The sequence below is a fragment of the Gemmatimonadota bacterium genome (genome assembly GCA_039715185.1).
Classification (GTDB): Bacteria; Gemmatimonadota; Gemmatimonadetes; order Longimicrobiales; family RSA9; genus DATHRK01.
The window spans coordinates 1-15,189 of record JBDLIA010000080.1 but is presented as its reverse complement, the minus strand read 5'-3'; the positions used below and the strand labels follow the sequence as shown (position 1 = coordinate 15,189).

Here is a 15,189-nt window from a genome sequence, read left to right as displayed (position 1 = left end):
CGATCCGGGCGCCCCCGCGCCGAGCCACGACGCCAGCGCGAGCACCAGCGCGAGCACGGCGAAGGCGACCGCCCGGCCGCGCGCGACGCCGATAGCCTCCGCCCTCCACTCGGTGGGCGTGGCCACGTCCAGGCTGGCGTGCACCACCTCCTGGCCTTCCGGGCCGAAACGCCAGGGCGCGCCGGGCGCGCCCGGCCCCGCCCCGAAGCGCGGACGCGCGCCGGTCCGCTCCCGCACCCCGGACGCCAGGGAGGGGGGCGAGCGGTCGGTCAGCGCGGGGTCGGTCTCCAGCAGGATCGCGGCGATCACGCGGTCGCCGCGCGCGCCCGGGCGCACCACGTAGAGGTAGTCGAACAGCGGACCCTCGGCGAAGGCGAGGGCGCCTCCGGCAGCGCGTAGCGCCTCCGGCAGCGGGCCCTGATGAAGCCCCGACCACGCCACCAACTCGCCCGTGGCTCCCAGCACGAACAGCGCGTTGGCGCGATCGCCGCGGGCGTCGTCGAGGGCCTGGAACGGCGCCGGCCCCGTGGCGTCGCCGGGTTCGAGCGCCGCCCACGCTCGAACGCCGCGCTCGGCCGCGTCCTCGGCTCCGGCCACGGCCCGCTGGACCGCGCGGTCCAGGTCGGTCGCGCCGCGCGCGGCCTGCCGCGCCTCTATGTCCGGCCATTGGGTAGGCATCGCGGCGATGCGTCCTCCGGCGATGCCGGTGGCGAAGGAGGCGACGGCCACGAGCAGGCCGGCGGCGATGCCCTCGACAGAGCGCCGCCGCCAGGCCACCAGAAGCAGCACGCCTCCCGCCAGCGCGCCCGCCGCCGCCACGAGAGGCTCGAGCGTGCGAGCCGTAGCGAGTAGCGCCAGCGCGCCCGCGTACGCAAGCAGTGCGATTGCCCTCACGCGCACCGGCCCGTAGTCATGGTGCGGTCGCTGGGATGGCGCCGCGCGGCGCTGCCCCGCCCTTCCACGCGCACCCCGGACAGGTCGGCATGGTTTCCCCGGACGGCGCGTTCGCGCTCGATCAGCTGAGCTGGACCGACGTCGCGGCGCACCTGGCGCGCGATCCCCGGCTCATCGTGCCCGTGGGGGCGCTCGAACAGCACGGCCCCCACCTGCCCCTCGGAACCAACATCCTGATCGCGCGTCGGGTGGCCATCGACCTGTCTGAAGAGTTCTCCGTGCTGCGCGCACCGACGGTGCCATACGGCGTGAACGTCGACGCGGAGCGCGCGTTCGCGGGCACCGCGTCGATGCGCAGGAAGACCCTGCACCGGGTTCTGAACGAACTGCTCGGGCATTGGGAAGGTCACGGCGTCCGCGAATTTATCCTGATCACGGCCCATCGGCACGAACCTCACCTCGACGCGCTCGCCACGCTGTTCTCGGCGACCGCCAGGCTGCGCGTCGTCCAGGTATGGGACGTGGCCCTCGGCGACCTCCTGGAAGAGCAGCGCATGCCGCTGCACGGGGGCGAAGCCGAGACGTCGGTCATGCTGCATCTATACCCGGAGCACGTGCGAATGGAACGCGCGCGCGATGTCGACCTACCGGACGCGCTCTTCCGGTCGTATCTGCGCGGAGAGCTCTCGGTGCCACCGGCCGGCTCGCCCGGCTCGGTGGGACGCCCGTCCGCGGCGAACGAGAGCAAGGGGTCGGCGATCTACGCGCGCGTCCTGGCCGCCATTCGCGGCGCTGTATTCCTGGATCCGGGTGAGGACGAAACGGACACGGTGTAGCGTGACGCTACACCTTCCTGAAGCAAGCGCGCACACGGGGATCGCCCGCCGGACCTCCGCGAACCGCGCCGTGAGCCACCTAAATGTCTCTTGCTTGGACATTTCGGGGGTTTTCAACGGCTCAGGGACGGGTTCTTGCGGGACCGAGGGGGAACGACGAGGGGTAGCACGGCGTTACGGGATGCCGGAATCCCCGTTTGGCAGGGAGCGAGAGCGATGAACCACAAGACCCTCTTCATCATGCTCGCCCTCGCGGGCCTGGCGTGGCCCGCTAGGGCGGCGGCCGCGCAGGACAGCAAGGTCGACGAAGGGACGTTCCGCCTGCTCGTAGGAGGCCGCGAAGTGGGGCGGGAGACGTTCTCCATCCGGCGCGCCGGCGAGGGCCCCGCGGCGGTGACGATTGCCCAGGGCCGGGTCGTGCGCAGCGACGCCGGTGCGGCGGGTGAGGTGTCGTCCAACCTGCAGGTGAACGGACCCGCGCTGCGCCCCTCCAGCTACCGACTCGAGGTGCGGGGCGACGAACGTGAGCGCATCACCGGGCGCGTCGTCGGTGGGCGGTTCAGCGCTCGCATAACCTCATCCGCCGGCGAAATGATGCGCGAGTACCTGGCGGGCGAGGGCGCCGTCGTGGTGGACGATGGCATTGCCCACCACCACTACTTCCTGGCCGGGCGCGGGAACGCGGGAGACTTCCGCGTGCCTGTGATCGTGCCCCGTCGCAGCAAGCAGATTTCGGCCAACGTGCGCAACGTGGGCCGGGCGAGCGTGAGCGCCGGGGGCACAACTGTGGACGCGATTCACCTGGTCATCGAGCCCAGCGAGGGCCCGGTGCGTCACCTGTACGTCGACGACGAGGGCCGCGTGCTGCGGCTGGAGATCCCGGATGAGGACTTCGCGGCTGAGCGCGTAGAGCTTCCCTGAGACCACCTTCCTGAAGGAACCGGACCCGACACGCGTAGGGGATGAAACCGGCGGCCCTGGTAAGCGTACTTGTTAGCGCGAACCCGAGCAGCTCTTCACACCGAACGCAGGAGCAGTCGTCGTGTCGGATACCGCCGCACCGCGCTGGGCGGTCGCCATCGTCTGCCTCGCCCTCTTCGCCGGCGAAGCTGACGCCCAGCAGCCCGACTCTGCACTCAGTCTCGATCAGGCGATCTCGATCGCCGTCCTCAACAATCCGGATCACCTGTCGGTGGCCAACAACGAAGGCGCCGCCGCCTGGGGCGTGCGCGCCGCGTACGGCGCGTTCCTGCCCAACGCGAGTCTGTTTTCCGGATTCAACTACCAGGGCTCAGGCAACAACCGCTTCGGCAGCGTCAGCCTGGGCGAGACGCCGTCGTTCCTGATCAGCGACTACACGCTGGCGCTGAACCTGGGGATAAGCGGCGCCACGTTCTTCGGCGTCGGCGCGGCGCGCGCGGACCAGAAGGCGTCGCACGCGGAGACCGACGCGTCCCGCTTCCAGCTCGTGTCCACGGTCACCCAGCAATACATCGCCGCGCTGCGCGCGCGTGACGGATTCGCGCTTGCCGAGCAGGAATTCGAACGCGCGGACCAGAACCTGGTTCTGGCGCGGGCGCGCGTCGAGGTGGGCGCCGCCATTCCGCTCGAGCAGATGCAGGCCGAGGTGGAGCGGGGCCGCGCCGAGGTGGAGGTGGAGCGCACGCGCAACCTGCTCAAGACGGAGAAGCTGCGGCTGGGGCAGCAGCTCGGCGTCAACCTGAATCTCGACACCGACCTGAGCACGTCCTTCGAGGTCTTCGATCCGACCTGGACCACGGACGAGTTGACGCAGTGGTCGGTGAACGCCAATCCGACCCTGCGCGCCACCCAGGCTCGCCACGACGCATCCCGCAAGAGCCTGCGCGCGCAGCAGAGCGGTTATTTGCCGTCCTTCGATGTCAGCGTGCGCTGGTCGGGATTCGCGCGCGAGGCGACGGACCCCGCGTCGCTCATCACCGACGCGCAAACGGGAGCGGCCAACCAGCGCGAGAGCTGCCTGCTCTTCAACGCGATCTCTGACGGCCTCAGCCAGCCGCTCAACGGGTTCCCGCTGAACTGCTCGCTGCTGTCCTTCACGTCGCAGGATGAAACCGCTCTGCGCTCGGCGAACGACGTGTTCCCGTTCGACTACACGTCACAGCCGCTGGAAGCTCGCTTCCAGGTGAGCATACCCCTGTTCCAGGGTTTCGCGCAGAAGCAGAGGGTGGAGCAGGCGCAGGCCAACGCGCGCGACGCGCTGCACCGCGTTCGAGCCCAGGAGCTGCAGTTGCGCACCGACATCGTTTCCGCGCAGGAGACCCTGCTCACGGCGCGCCGAATCGTCGCGATCGAGGAGCAGAACCGCGATTCCTCGGCGGAGCAACTGCGGCTGGAGCGCGAACGCTACCGGCTCGGCGCCACGAGCTTCGTCGACCTGCTGAACGCCGAAACCATCAGGGCGCAGGCCGATCGCAGCTACCTGAACGCGCTGTACGATTTCCACGCGGCGCTCGCCACGCTCGAGGCCGCCGTGGGGCGGAGCCTCGCGTCGACGTCGGAGTAGCGACAGCCAGGCGGGCCGCCGCGTCGGGATGGCGCCGCGGCTACATTGTCCACGCAGAGAGCCCGATGTCGGGGCGCACTCGATAGATCCGGGGGGGGAACCCGACGATGAAGAGACGGACTAAAATCGCGCTGGGTGTGGTCGCAGTCGTCGCCGTGGGTGCGCTGGTGGTGGTGGGCGCGTCGCGGCGCGGCGGGGACGCCACGCCGGTGCGCGTTCAAGAGGTGGCGACCACCGACCTGGTCGCGATGGTCAACGGCAACGGCTGGATCCGGCCGAGTCGCTCGGTAGACGTCCAGTCGGACATCATAGGGCGCATCACCGAGCTGCACGTCGAAGAAGGCGACTCGGTGGCGAACGGGCAGCTCCTGCTGCGCATAGACCCGAGTCAGTACGAGGCCGCCGTCGCGCGGTCGCTGGCGTCGGTGAGCGAGGCGCGCGCGGGCGAGGCGCAGGCGCGCGCCAACCTGCTGCAGACACAGCGCGTTCTGACGCGCAGCGAGGGCCTGGCGGAAAGCGACGCCAACCTCATCAGCGCCCAGGCGCTGGACGAGGCCCGCTCGGCGGTGGAGGTCCAGACCGCCATGCACGAGGCCTCCGAGCACCGCGTGGCGCAGGCCAGAGCGGCGCTGCGCGAGGCCAGGGACCGGCTCAGCAAGACGGTGATCCGCGCGCCGATCGACGGCGTCGTGACGCGCCTCAACGTGGACGTGGGCGAGACCGCCATCGTCGGCACGATGAACAACGCGGGCAGCCTGCTCTTGACGATCAGCGACCTGAGCATCATCGAAGCCGTCGTGAAGGTCGACGAGACGGACCTGCCCCAGATCGCACTGGGCGACAGCGCTTCGATCGAGATCGACGCGTTCCCGCGCCGTATGTTCACGGGGCGCGTCGCCGAGATCGCGCACAGCGCGCTCAACTCGCCCGAACAGATAGCGCGCGCGGGCGGCCAGGCGCAGGCCGTGGACTTCCAGGTGGTGATCCGCCTGGACGAGCCACCGCCGACGCTGAGGCCCGATTTCTCGGCAACGGCCGACGTGGTAACCGACACCCGCGAGGGTGTGTTGTCGATTCCGATCATCGCCCTCACGGTACGCGACGCCGAGGACGTGGAGGCGCTGCCCCAGGAGACCCCCGGGGCCGCCGCCGCCGCCGCGCAGCTGGAGGCGGCCGACGAGATAGAGGGCGTGTTCGTCGTGCGCGAAGGCCTCGCGCGTTTCGTTCCGGTGGAGGTCGGCATCGCCGGGTCCGAGGAGTTCGAGGTGGTGCGCGGGCTCGAGGCCGGCGACTCGGTGGTCGCGGGGCCCTACCAGGCCATTCGCAACCTCGCCGAGGGGGACGCCGTGCGCGTGCTGGGCGGCGCCGAGGACGACGAACGCACCGCCAGCGCGGAGGACTCCTAGCGTGAACTGGAACCAATCGGCGCCAGCTGAAGACCTGGTCATACGCACCCGCGGGCTGACCAAGGACTACGTGCTGGGCGCCGAAACGGTGCACGCTCTGCGCGGCGTGGACATGGACGTCCAGCGCAACGAGTACCTCGCCATCATGGGCCCGTCGGGATCCGGCAAGTCCACGTTCATGAACCTGATCGGATGCCTCGATACGCCCACGGCCGGAGAGTACTGGCTGAACGGCGAGGCGGTGGCGGGCAAGGACGACGACCAGCTCGCGCACATCCGCAATCGACTGATCGGCTTCGTCTTCCAGACCTTCAACCTGCTGCCTCGAGCGTCCGCCCTGCACAACGTGGAGCTGCCGCTCATCTACGCCGGCGTGAGCGCGAGCGTCCGCAAGGCCCGGGCGGCGGACATCCTCGACAAGGTCGGGCTGGGCGACCGCATGGACCACAAGCCGACGGAGTTGTCGGGCGGCCAGCGGCAGCGGGTAGCGGTCGCGCGGGCGCTCATCAACGACCCGGCCATCCTGCTCGCGGACGAACCCACCGGCAACCTGGACAGCCGTACGTCCGCAGAGATCATGCACCTGTTCGGAGAGCTCCACGAGGGCGGCCAGACCATTCTGATCGTCACGCACGAGGCGGACATTGCCGAGTACACGCACCGCGCGGTGCTGCTGCACGACGGCATGATCGCGAGCGACCAGCGCAAGACGCCCAAGCGCGGGCGTGCGGCGTCGAGCTCGCCCGAGGAGTTCCGGCCGCCTGTCGGGTCGGTGGCGGAAGCGCCATGAAGTACCGCGAGGCGTTCCGGCTGGCGTTCAGCCAGATTCGCAGCCAGAAGCTGAAGTCGGCGTTTGCGGTACTCGGCGTGTTCGTCGGCGCCACCTTCCTGGTGACCGTGGTCAGCGTGATCGGCGGGCTCAACCGTTACATGGAAGAGGATTTCGGGCGCCGCATCTACGGCCTCAACACGGTCACCGTTCGGCGCACGCCATCGGTCCAGTTCGGGCCCTCGGCGTCCGCACGGCGGGCGTGGCGGCGCCGGCCCCGGCTCACCTTCGAGGACGCCGACGCCATGCGCGACCGGCTCGACGTGCCCGTCATGGTAGGCGTCGAGAGCCACGCCGGCGGCGAGGTGGAGGGCCCGGACGGCACCAACCTGGGCAACATGTGGCTGACCGCGGCGTCGCCCGAGTATTTCGCCATGCGCAACATGGAGCTGGACATGGGGCGCACCTTCAACCAAGCGGAGGACAGGACGGGCTCGGCGGTGGTCGTGCTGGGCCACGACGCGTCGGAAGAGCTGTTCGCGACGCGGGACCCCATCGGCAAGACCATAAAGATCCGCGGCGTCCCGTTCAGGGTCATCGGCGTGATGGAGAAGCAGGGCAGCCTGCTGGGCATCTCCATGGACAACCGCGCGATCGCCCCGGCGCACTCGCCCATGGCGCGCATGGTCAATCCCCGCGGCCTGGTCGACGAGATCGTGGTGAAGGCGCAGGACGAGGTGGCCATGGGGCGCGCCATCTGGGAGGCCGAGGCGATCATGCGCGAGCGGCGCGGCCTACGCCCGACCGAAGAGAACAACTTCGAGCTGGAGACCGCCGAAGACTCCATGTCGTTCTGGACCCGGATCAGCCAGATCCTCTACATGACCTTCCCGGTTCTGGTGGGGATCGCGCTGGTGGTGGGCGGCATGGTGATCATGAACATCATGCTGGTGAGCGTCACGGAGCGGACCCGCGAGATAGGCGTGCGCAAGGCGATCGGCGCGCGGCGGCGAGATGTCGTGCGGCAAGTCCTGGTGGAGTCGGCCGCGCTGTCGCTGCTGGGCGCGGCGGCGGGCATCATCTTCGGCCAGGCCGGCGCCCAGGTCGTGCGGGCGCTCACCCCGCTGCCCGTGTCCGTGGCGCCGGCCGCCATGCTCGGGGCCGCGGCGCTAGGCGTTGGCGTGGGCGTGCTCGCCGGGCTCTACCCGGCCGTGAAGGCGTCGCGGCTGGACCCCGTCGTGGCACTCAGGGCGGAATGACGGAGGCATAGAATGGCGCTCGGAAGCGTAACCGAAGGCATCCGGCTGGCGCTGGACCAACTGCACGCCAACAAGTTCCGTTCGACCCTCACCATCCTGGGGGTCGTGATAGGCGTCGCCACGGTGATGGCCATCAGCGCGGTCATGGGCGGGCTGCGCTCGGGCGTCATGAGCGGGATCGAGGCGGCGGGGCCGCAGAACTTCATGGTCGCGCGCTGGAACTTCAACAGCGTGCAGATCAGCGGCGGTGGAGAGGGTCCCCCCTGGCGAGGGAAGCCCCCCATCACTCCGCAGGAAGCCCGCCGGCTCGACAAGCTGCCGGCCCTATCGAAGGTGATCGTCGACGTCGATCTGCAGGCGCCCATCGACTACGGCAGTCAGCACTTCGAGGACGTCAACATCAGCTCGGACAGCGAGGGGTGGGAGCAGTTCACGCCGGGCGATTACCACGTAGGCGGCCCGTTCACGGCGGCCGACGTGCGCGGAGCCCGACGCGTCGTCGTGCTTTCGAAACCCCTCGCGGAGGATCTGTTCGGGCCCAGCGATCCAATCGGCAAGACGATTCGCATGCGCGGCGCCCCCTTCCAGGTGGTGGGTGTCTACAACATCGAGGGCAACATCTTCGCCGACCTGATCAAGCACTGGGCCGTGGTGCCGTACACGTCGGGCCTCAAGTACCTGGGCGCGCCCAAGGACTTCATCACGCTGCTCGCCATCACCGACGACGATGCCACGCAGGACGAGGCGATGGACCAGGTCACGGCGTCGCTGCGGCGCATGCGCGGGCTGCGACCCGGCGAGGAGAACAACTTCGCCATCGTCCGGCAGGAAGAGCTCGCGGCGACGTTCAACCGCATGACCGCGGTGTTGATGAGCGTCGTCATAGGCCTCGCGTCGGTTGCCCTCATGGTGGGCGGCATCGGCGTGATCGCGATCATGATGATCAGCGTGACCGAGCGCACCCGGGAAATCGGCGTACGCAAGGCGCTCGGGGCCACGCGCGCGGAGATCAGGCTGCAGTTCCTGATCGAAGCGGTGACCTTGACCATGGTCGGGGCGGCGCTCGGGCTGGCGATCGGCGGTAGCCTGGCGTTCCTGGTCGAGAAACTCACGCCGCTGAGCGCGAACGTCCCCATGGCGGCGATCGTCGCGGCGTTGGTGGTGGCGGCGATCTCGGGCATCGGGTTCGGCGTGTGGCCCGCCATGCGCGCTTCTCGCATGGATCCCGTGGAAGCCCTGCGCCACGAGTGAGCTCCTCCGAACGGGGTAGCGTCGACGTCCTCGCCGTATGCGCGCACCCCGACGACGCCGAGCTGCTGTGCGGCGGGCTGCTGCTGAAGTGCGCCGACCAGGGCTACCGCACGGGCGTGCTGGATCTTTCGCGCGGCGAGCTGGGCAGCACCGGCACCCCCGAGACACGCGCGCGGGAAGCGGAGCGCGCGGCGGAGATCATGGGGCTCGCTCTGCGGCGCAACGCCGAGTTACCGGACGGGCACCTGCGAGCCGACCTGGCCGCCCGCTGGCACGTCGCCGGCCTGATCCGCGAGCTGCGACCCGATGTCCTCATCCTTCAGTACGACGACTACCGCAACCCCGACCACGCCGCCGCCAGCGTTCTGGTCGCGGAGGCGGCGTTCGGCGCGGGGCTGCGCAACGCGCCGGTGGCAGGCGAACCCCACCGGCCGCGCAAGCTGGTGTACGGGATCGCCTACCGTGAGCACGGCCCCAAGCCGAGCTTCGTGGTGGACGTGAGCGAGCAGATGGACAGGAAGCTCGAGGCCATCATGGCCTACGACTCCCAGTTCGCCGGGCGCACCTCGCTGGGCGGCGTGCGGGGCGGCGGCGACCGCCCCATCGCCGAGCAGATCCGCTCCCAGCACGCCCACTACGGCTCGTGGATCCGGCAACCCTACGGGGAGCCTTACTGGACCCGCGAGGCGGTCCAGGTCGACGACGTAGTCGGGCTGGGCCCAGGGACCTTCTAATGGACTAGCGCCGCTCGATCACCACCGGCCCGTTCGTCGTCACCGCCCTGATGCTCGGCCCCCCGGCACCCAGCTCGGTGCGTAGGTGACGGCTGCGGCTGCCGCCAAAGCTGCCCTCGAACGTGACCGTGAGCGGTATGTCGGTGCGCATGGGTCCGTTGCGCGTGCCGGTCTCCAGGTCGGCGTTGAAGCCGTCCGGGATCTCGAGCCGGATGGGGCCGTTGCGGGTCTCGGCGTCCAGCCCCTCGCCCGCCCACTGGCTGCCGGACAACTCGATCACCACGGGCCCGTTCTGCGTGCGCGCGCGCACCGAACCGCCGGCATCGCTCACGCTCACCGGCCCGTTCCTGGTGCTGAGCTCGATGTCGCCGCTCACGCCGTGGACGCCGACCGGCCCGTTGTGGGCCTCCAGCGTCAGGTCGTAGCGACTGGGCACGGTCACGTGGAAAGTGACCGACCACCGATGGCCGCCGGGGCCGTCGGCGCTGAGCACTCCATTCGAGGTGTTGATGCGGACGTCTTCGGCGTCGCGCCGGGCCTCAGCGCGGCTGTCGCCCCAGACCTTGATGCGGGCCGTCGCGGACACGCCGGATCCGGCGGAGCCCTCGACCAGCGCGCCGCCGTTGCGGCCTCCGTCCACGCGCAGATGGCCGCTCGCCTCCACGTCGACCGTCCGCACTTCGCAGTACACCTCGTCCTCGTCCCAGCCGCGATCCTCGCAGTCCTCGAGCCATTCGGCGTCGCTGCGCTGCGCGGAGACTGCGGTGGGAGGCAGAAGGACGGCCAGACTCACCGTCGCGGCTACGAGACCTACGATCCTGTTCATGCCTTGCCTCCGTTGGGGTGGTCGCGCCCCGTGTCGGACCCCAGGGCCCGTGGCGCGCCGGGCTCCGGCGGATTCGCATCCGCTCGCGACGCCGTAGCTTGGACGTGAGCTCGACCCCCAGGGTTTACGCGAGGGAATCCATGACGCAGGCACAGGTGGTGCGAGAGACCGATCGGGCCATCCGACTCGCGTACTCGCACCGAACGGGCGCGGTCCTCATCGCCATCGGCATCGCGATCGCCATCGGGGCGGCCGTGTTCGGCAACGGAGGTCGGATTCCGGGCGTGGTGGTCGGGCTGCTGTTCGCGGGCGCGGGAGCACTCGCGTTCACGTACCGACTGCAGTTCGACATGGACCTGGAGCTGCGCCGCTGGCGCATGATCCGTGGTTTCCTGTGGCGGCTGCGGGAGCGGCAGGGGACCTTCGACGACCTGGCGGGGGTGGTCATCGAGCTGCACTGGGTCACAACGGGCGGCAAGCACAACCGTCGCAAGGTGCCCTCGTGGCGCGTCGGACTCGGACTCGGTGATGGAAAGGTCGCGGCGAATTTCTACGGCTCGCGCGTGGAGGTGGACGCGTTCCGGAAGTGGGAGGCCTGGGCAAAGAAGCTTCGTGTCCCGGCGGTGGACCGTACCGGCGGCGGAGAGCGCGTGCTCGACTGGCGCGACCTGGATCGATCGCTGGAAGACTCGTCGCTCACCGCCGACCCCGGGCGCGAAGGCGAAGCGGCGGTCGACGGGCTGCTCGCCGATCCTCCCGAGGGCAGCCTCATCGGCGTCACCACCGTTGCCGGCGGCGCGGTGGAGCTGTGGATCCCGAGCGCCGCGTCGCGCGGCCGGCGGGTGGGCGCGCTGCTCCTGGCACTGCCGCTCCTGGGGTTCGGCGGGGCAGCCCTGTGGGCCGCCGCGGGCGGCCCCGGCGCGGTGGAGTCGAACGCGACCGCCGCGTGGATCGCCGGGCTGGTCTTCGCCTTCGCGGGGATGGGCGTCGCCGCCGCCGGGTTCGGCCGGACCGGCACCGTGATACGCGAGGAGGGCGACACGATCGTATTCGGCACGCGGGCGCTGGGCCGCGTGTGGGGCGAAAAGCATGTCGCCAAACGGGCCGTGGAGGCGCTGGATCTGGCCACCAGCTCCGCCGCGCGCCGGGGCCGGGGGGGGACCGGCCTTCTGGGCCGCACCTGGGCCGCCGGCCGCTCGGGCGCAGGACGCGAGCTCAGGGTGCGCTCGGACGACGCCATCGTGCGCGTGGGCCGCGGACTGAACCGGGACGAGCTCGAGTGGCTGCGGGGCCTGCTACGCGCCTTGATAAGCGAGAGCTAAGTCGGCCGTCGCCTCCGCCCCCCTGCGCGGGGGGTTAGCGCCGCGCCCCCGGGGCCGGTGTGGCGATTTTTCGGGGGGCATTTTGCTCGACCAAGGGCGCGGCCCTGAGGGGCAATCCTGCGTGGATGGGTTGCCGGCCGCGCGTCGAGAGGAGCAAGGAGCGATCCGACCGGGTGCCAAACCCGGAAACTCCACGTAACTCAATTGCATGCAGAGCTTTAGCGAGGTTCACGCGACCCTTGCCGACTTGCCGTGCCCGCCCTACTGGGACACGCCTATCCCACTAACTGGGACACGCCTGTCGCACTTATGGTGGATGAGCCAAGGCCCGCCCGCGCTCGCAGACCACCTCTATGAGCAGGCGGCGCCAACTGGGCACGTCGGGCCCCTTCACGCGCAGCGCCCGGGCCGTAGCCCGGCCGCCTTCCTTCATCCAGGGCGCCAGCCAGGACGCGATCTCGGGCGGGAGATGGCCGACCGGGTCGCCGCTGGTCCGGTGCACCCAGATGGCAGGCGGGTCCTGGGGCGGAGGATCGGGGATGAGGAGCAGGGTGTCGCCGGCGCGAATGCGCTCGAGCTGCTCCGTCCGCGAACCGAACACGGATCCGTGCACGGTGGCCCGAAACCGCTCGGGCGCCGTCGTGGGCGGGTGTGTACCTCGGTTTTCCGTGCGAGCCATCGCGACCGGGTCGGAGGGCGCCGGCGTCGCTCATCGACTCCGACGATCTCAATATACGCACTTGGCGCCCGCCGTGGCGGCATCCCCGCGCCGACATATATTTGCACGCTCGACTCATCACCGGATGACAGATGACGCGCACCTACATCTACCTCGATCACGCGGCCACGACCCCCGTGCGCCCCGAAGTCGTGGAGGCCATGCGTCCATACTTCAGCGAGAGCTTCGGCAATCCCTCCAGCGTGCACGGGCAGGGCCGCGCGGCCCGCTCGGCGCTGGAGGAGGCGCGGGCACGCCTCGCTGGGGCCATAGGCGCGCGCCGCCGGGACATCGTCTTCACGGGCGGCGGCACGGAGGCCGACAACCTGGCCGTGCTGGGCGGGTGGCGCCGGGCCGCGCGGGCCGCGCGGGAGGCGGGTGAGCCGACCCCGGCGATCTCCTGTAGCGCGGTGGAGCACGCGGCCGTGCTGCGTTCCGCCGAGCAGGCCGCGGCCGAGGGCGCGACCATGATACTGCTGGCGGTGGACGGCGACGGTTGCGTGCAGATGGACGCCGTGATCGAAGCGCTGGAGGCACGGCCCGCGGTGATGTCCGTCATGTGGGGCAACAACGAGGTAGGGACGCTGCAGCCGGTGCACGAAATCGCGAGTCGATGCGTGGAGGCGGGCGTCGTCTTTCACAGCGACGCGGTGCAGGCGCTGGGCAAGGTGCGGGTGCGCGTGGATGAATGCGCCTGCCACCTGATGTCGCTGAGCTCGCACAAGATCGGCGGGCCCCAGGGCGTGGGCGCTCTCTATGTCCGGCCCGGCACCGAGGTGGATCCGGTCATCCTCGGCGGCGGCCAGGAGGGCGGGCTGCGGTCGGGCACGCACAACGTGGCGGGCGCGGTCGGCATGGCGCTGGCCGCCGAGCTCGCGGTGCAGGAACTGGACGAAGAGGCGCACCGAGTCGCCGGGCTCCGCGATCGCCTGGAGCGCGCTCTGGTCGAGACGGTGGAGGGCCTCGAAGTGCACGGCGCCGGTTGCACGCGGCTCCCCCACGTGCTGAACGTGGCCATCCCCGGGGTGGAGCCGGACGCGGCGTTGCTCGCGCTGGACGCGGAGGGGCTGTGCGTGTCGACCGGCTCCGCGTGCAAGAGTGGATCGTTCAAGCCCAGCCACGTGCTCGCTGCCATGGGCCGCGTGGCTACACCCGGTGGCGCGCCCGAAGAGTTGCCAGCCGTGATCCGCTTCTCGATCGGCCATACCACCACCGAGGAGGAGGTGGCCGCGGTGATCGAGCGTTTCCCGGGCGCCGTGGAGCGCCTGCGCGAGCTTGCGCTCGCCTGAGCGCATGCACCCCCCGCTGAGAATCGAGGATTTCGACGCCGTGCCCCGTACGGTGGTCGTCGCCATGTCTGGTGGCGTCGACTCGTCGGTTGCGGCCGCCCTCCTGGCGCGGCGGGGCCACCGCGTGGTGGGGATCACGATCAAGACGTTCTGCTACGGGGACGCCCCGGTCGGCGGCCGGACCTGCTGCGGATTGGATGGGATCGCCGACGCGCGCATGGTCGCCGACAAGCTCGATTTCCCGCACTATGTCTTCGACATGGAGGAGGGCTTCACCCAGTCCGTCGTGGACGACTTCGTGGGCGAGTACGCGCGCGGGCGCACGCCCAACCCCTGCGTGCGCTGCAACTCCAACACGAAGATCCCGGATCTGCTGGAGAGGGCGCGCAGGTTCGGGGCGGAGGCCGTCGCCACCGGCCACTATGCCCGCAACGCGTGCGGCCCCGAGGGCACCCCGCGCGTCCTCCGCGGCGCGGACGCGCGCAAGGACCAGAGCTACTTTCTGTGGGCCGTGCCGGCCGAAACGGTAGGCGCCTTGCGCTTCCCGGTGGGAGAGCTGGCGAAGGACGAGGTCCGCACCATCGCTCGCGACCTGGGCCTCGTCACCGCCGACAAGCCGGAGTCCCAGGATATCTGTTTCGTCCCCGACGGCGACTACGGCGGCTTCCTCGCGCGCAGGCTGGGCGAGGACCATCCCGCGCTACGCGAAGGCGCGATCCGCACGGCCGCGGGCGAGCGCGTGGGCACCCATCGCGGCTACGCGCGCTACACCGTGGGCCAGCGGAAGGGGCTGGGAGGCGGGCGAGGGCGCGCGCTGCACGTGCTGCGGGTGGTGCCCGAGAGCGGCGAGGTGATCGTGGGCGATCGCGAGGAGCTGTACAGCTCTTCGGTCCAGCTCTCGGACCTCAACTGGTTGGGGCCGGCGCCGAATCCGGGTGAGGCCGTGTCCGTCCAGCTCCGGCACGGTGCCGATCCCGTCGGAGCACGCGTAACCGCCCTCGACGGCGAGCGCGCGGTGCTGCGGTTGGAGTCACCTCAGTGGGCGGTTACGCCGGGCCAGTCGGGTGTGGTCTACCGGGGAGACGTGCTGGTGGGAGGCGGCCTGATCTGCTAGCGTGCCGGCGCGGAAGTCCCGTGTGCACCGAGGCGCGTGATGCGCCCGCGGGGCAAGGCGGAACGACGCGCCGTAGCCGTCGCTACGGCAAGGAGTTCCAACGCCGCATCCGCGGGCTGCAGCGCGGGCCGAATGCCTACGGGACTTCTGCAACGGTACACTAGCGCAGTTCCTCGGCCAGGGCCATCGCGGCGGCGATTTCCTCGTCCGACGCCGAAGCGATCCA

At 70.4% G+C, this 15,189-nt stretch carries 14 protein-coding genes; 11 read left to right on the top strand and 3 right to left on the bottom strand.

Going from position 1 to position 15,189, the window contains the following annotated elements; all coding sequences use genetic code 11:
* Positions 1 to 894 (bottom strand): hypothetical protein (locus tag ABFS34_12900; GenBank protein ID MEN8376339.1); only part of this gene is annotated, 894 nt, incomplete at its 3' end.
* An 89-nt stretch (positions 895 to 983) separates the two neighbouring features.
* Here ABFS34_12900 and ABFS34_12895 point away from each other — a divergent pair.
* The 8 genes from ABFS34_12895 (at position 984) to bshB1 (ending at position 9,694) form a co-directional block, all read left to right on the top strand.
* Positions 984 to 1,730 (top strand): creatininase family protein, encoded by a 747-nt coding sequence (locus ABFS34_12895; protein ID MEN8376338.1) that lies wholly within the window; start codon positions 984 to 986, stop codon positions 1,728 to 1,730.
* 216 nt (positions 1,731 to 1,946) lie between these two features.
* Positions 1,947 to 2,651 (top strand): hypothetical protein, encoded by a 705-nt coding sequence (locus ABFS34_12890; protein MEN8376337.1) that lies wholly within the window; start codon positions 1,947 to 1,949, stop codon positions 2,649 to 2,651.
* 121 nt (positions 2,652 to 2,772) lie between these two features.
* Positions 2,773 to 4,275, top strand: coding sequence for a TolC family protein (locus tag ABFS34_12885; GenBank protein MEN8376336.1), 1,503 nt, complete (start codon positions 2,773 to 2,775; stop codon positions 4,273 to 4,275).
* 107 nt (positions 4,276 to 4,382) lie between these two features.
* Positions 4,383 to 5,681 carry an efflux RND transporter periplasmic adaptor subunit gene (locus tag ABFS34_12880; protein MEN8376335.1) on the top strand — a complete coding sequence of 433 codons (1,299 nt, stop codon included), beginning with the start codon at positions 4,383 to 4,385 and terminating at the stop codon, positions 5,679 to 5,681.
* Between the two features lies 1 nt (position 5,682).
* Complete coding sequence (locus ABFS34_12875) at positions 5,683 to 6,471, top strand: ABC transporter ATP-binding protein (protein MEN8376334.1); 789 nt, start codon at positions 5,683 to 5,685, stop codon at positions 6,469 to 6,471.
* On the top strand, positions 6,468 to 7,709 hold the full coding sequence (locus ABFS34_12870; GenBank protein ID MEN8376333.1) for an ABC transporter permease: 1,242 nt from the start codon (positions 6,468 to 6,470) through the stop codon (positions 7,707 to 7,709). The genes ABFS34_12875 and ABFS34_12870 overlap by 4 nt, the downstream gene beginning before the upstream one ends.
* 12 nt (positions 7,710 to 7,721) lie before the next feature.
* Positions 7,722 to 8,960 carry an ABC transporter permease gene (locus ABFS34_12865; protein ID MEN8376332.1) on the top strand — a complete coding sequence of 413 codons (1,239 nt, stop codon included), beginning with the start codon at positions 7,722 to 7,724 and terminating at the stop codon, positions 8,958 to 8,960.
* A complete protein-coding gene (bshB1, locus tag ABFS34_12860) occupies positions 8,957 to 9,694 on the top strand; it encodes a bacillithiol biosynthesis deacetylase BshB1 (protein MEN8376331.1) in 738 nt (245 codons plus the stop codon). Before ABFS34_12865 ends, bshB1 begins: the two co-directional genes overlap by 4 nt.
* A 4-nt stretch (positions 9,695 to 9,698) precedes the next feature.
* On the opposite strand, the gene ABFS34_12855 is transcribed toward bshB1, so the two are convergent.
* Positions 9,699 to 10,520, bottom strand: a complete 822-nt coding sequence (locus tag ABFS34_12855) for a hypothetical protein (protein MEN8376330.1) — start codon at positions 10,518 to 10,520, stop codon at positions 9,699 to 9,701.
* A 140-nt stretch (positions 10,521 to 10,660) separates the two neighbouring features.
* On the opposite strand from ABFS34_12855, the gene ABFS34_12850 reads away from it, so the two are divergent.
* Positions 10,661 to 11,842 carry a hypothetical protein gene (locus ABFS34_12850; GenBank protein ID MEN8376329.1) on the top strand — a complete coding sequence of 394 codons (1,182 nt, stop codon included), beginning with the start codon at positions 10,661 to 10,663 and terminating at the stop codon, positions 11,840 to 11,842.
* Positions 11,843 to 12,149: 307 nt separating this feature from the next.
* Here the strand turns inward: ABFS34_12850 and ABFS34_12845 are convergent, their stop codons facing one another.
* Positions 12,150 to 12,443 carry a hypothetical protein gene (locus tag ABFS34_12845; GenBank protein MEN8376328.1) on the bottom strand — a complete coding sequence of 98 codons (294 nt, stop codon included), beginning with the start codon at positions 12,441 to 12,443 and terminating at the stop codon, positions 12,150 to 12,152.
* Between the two features lie 209 nt (positions 12,444 to 12,652).
* On the opposite strand from ABFS34_12845, the gene ABFS34_12840 reads away from it, so the two are divergent.
* Together ABFS34_12840 and mnmA are read left to right on the top strand one after the other, a co-directional pair.
* On the top strand, positions 12,653 to 13,849 hold the full coding sequence (locus ABFS34_12840) for a cysteine desulfurase family protein (protein MEN8376327.1): 1,197 nt from the start codon (positions 12,653 to 12,655) through the stop codon (positions 13,847 to 13,849).
* A gap of 4 nt (positions 13,850 to 13,853) precedes the next feature.
* Positions 13,854 to 14,963: a tRNA 2-thiouridine(34) synthase MnmA gene (gene mnmA / locus ABFS34_12835; protein ID MEN8376326.1), complete on the top strand. Its 1,110-nt coding sequence runs from the start codon at positions 13,854 to 13,856 to the stop codon at positions 14,961 to 14,963.
* Positions 14,964 to 15,189 lie beyond the last annotated feature (226 nt).

Bases quoted from the DNA above. Each gene is read 5' to 3' on its own strand.
- ABFS34_12840 (MEN8376327.1), top strand. From the start codon at position 12,653: ATGACGCGCACCTACATCTACCTCGATCACGCGGCCACGACCCCCGTG.
- ABFS34_12855 (MEN8376330.1), bottom strand. From the start codon at position 10,520: ATGAACAGGATCGTAGGTCTCGTAGCCGCGACGGTGAGTCTGGCCGTC.
- ABFS34_12850 (MEN8376329.1), top strand. From the start codon at position 10,661: ATGACGCAGGCACAGGTGGTGCGAGAGACCGATCGGGCCATCCGACTC.
- ABFS34_12895 (MEN8376338.1), top strand. From the start codon at position 984: ATGGTTTCCCCGGACGGCGCGTTCGCGCTCGATCAGCTGAGCTGGACC.
- mnmA (MEN8376326.1), top strand. From the start codon at position 13,854: ATGCACCCCCCGCTGAGAATCGAGGATTTCGACGCCGTGCCCCGTACG.
- ABFS34_12870 (MEN8376333.1), top strand. From the start codon at position 6,468: ATGAAGTACCGCGAGGCGTTCCGGCTGGCGTTCAGCCAGATTCGCAGC.
- ABFS34_12890 (MEN8376337.1), top strand. From the start codon at position 1,947: ATGAACCACAAGACCCTCTTCATCATGCTCGCCCTCGCGGGCCTGGCG.
- ABFS34_12880 (MEN8376335.1), top strand. From the start codon at position 4,383: ATGAAGAGACGGACTAAAATCGCGCTGGGTGTGGTCGCAGTCGTCGCC.
- ABFS34_12865 (MEN8376332.1), top strand. From the start codon at position 7,722: ATGGCGCTCGGAAGCGTAACCGAAGGCATCCGGCTGGCGCTGGACCAA.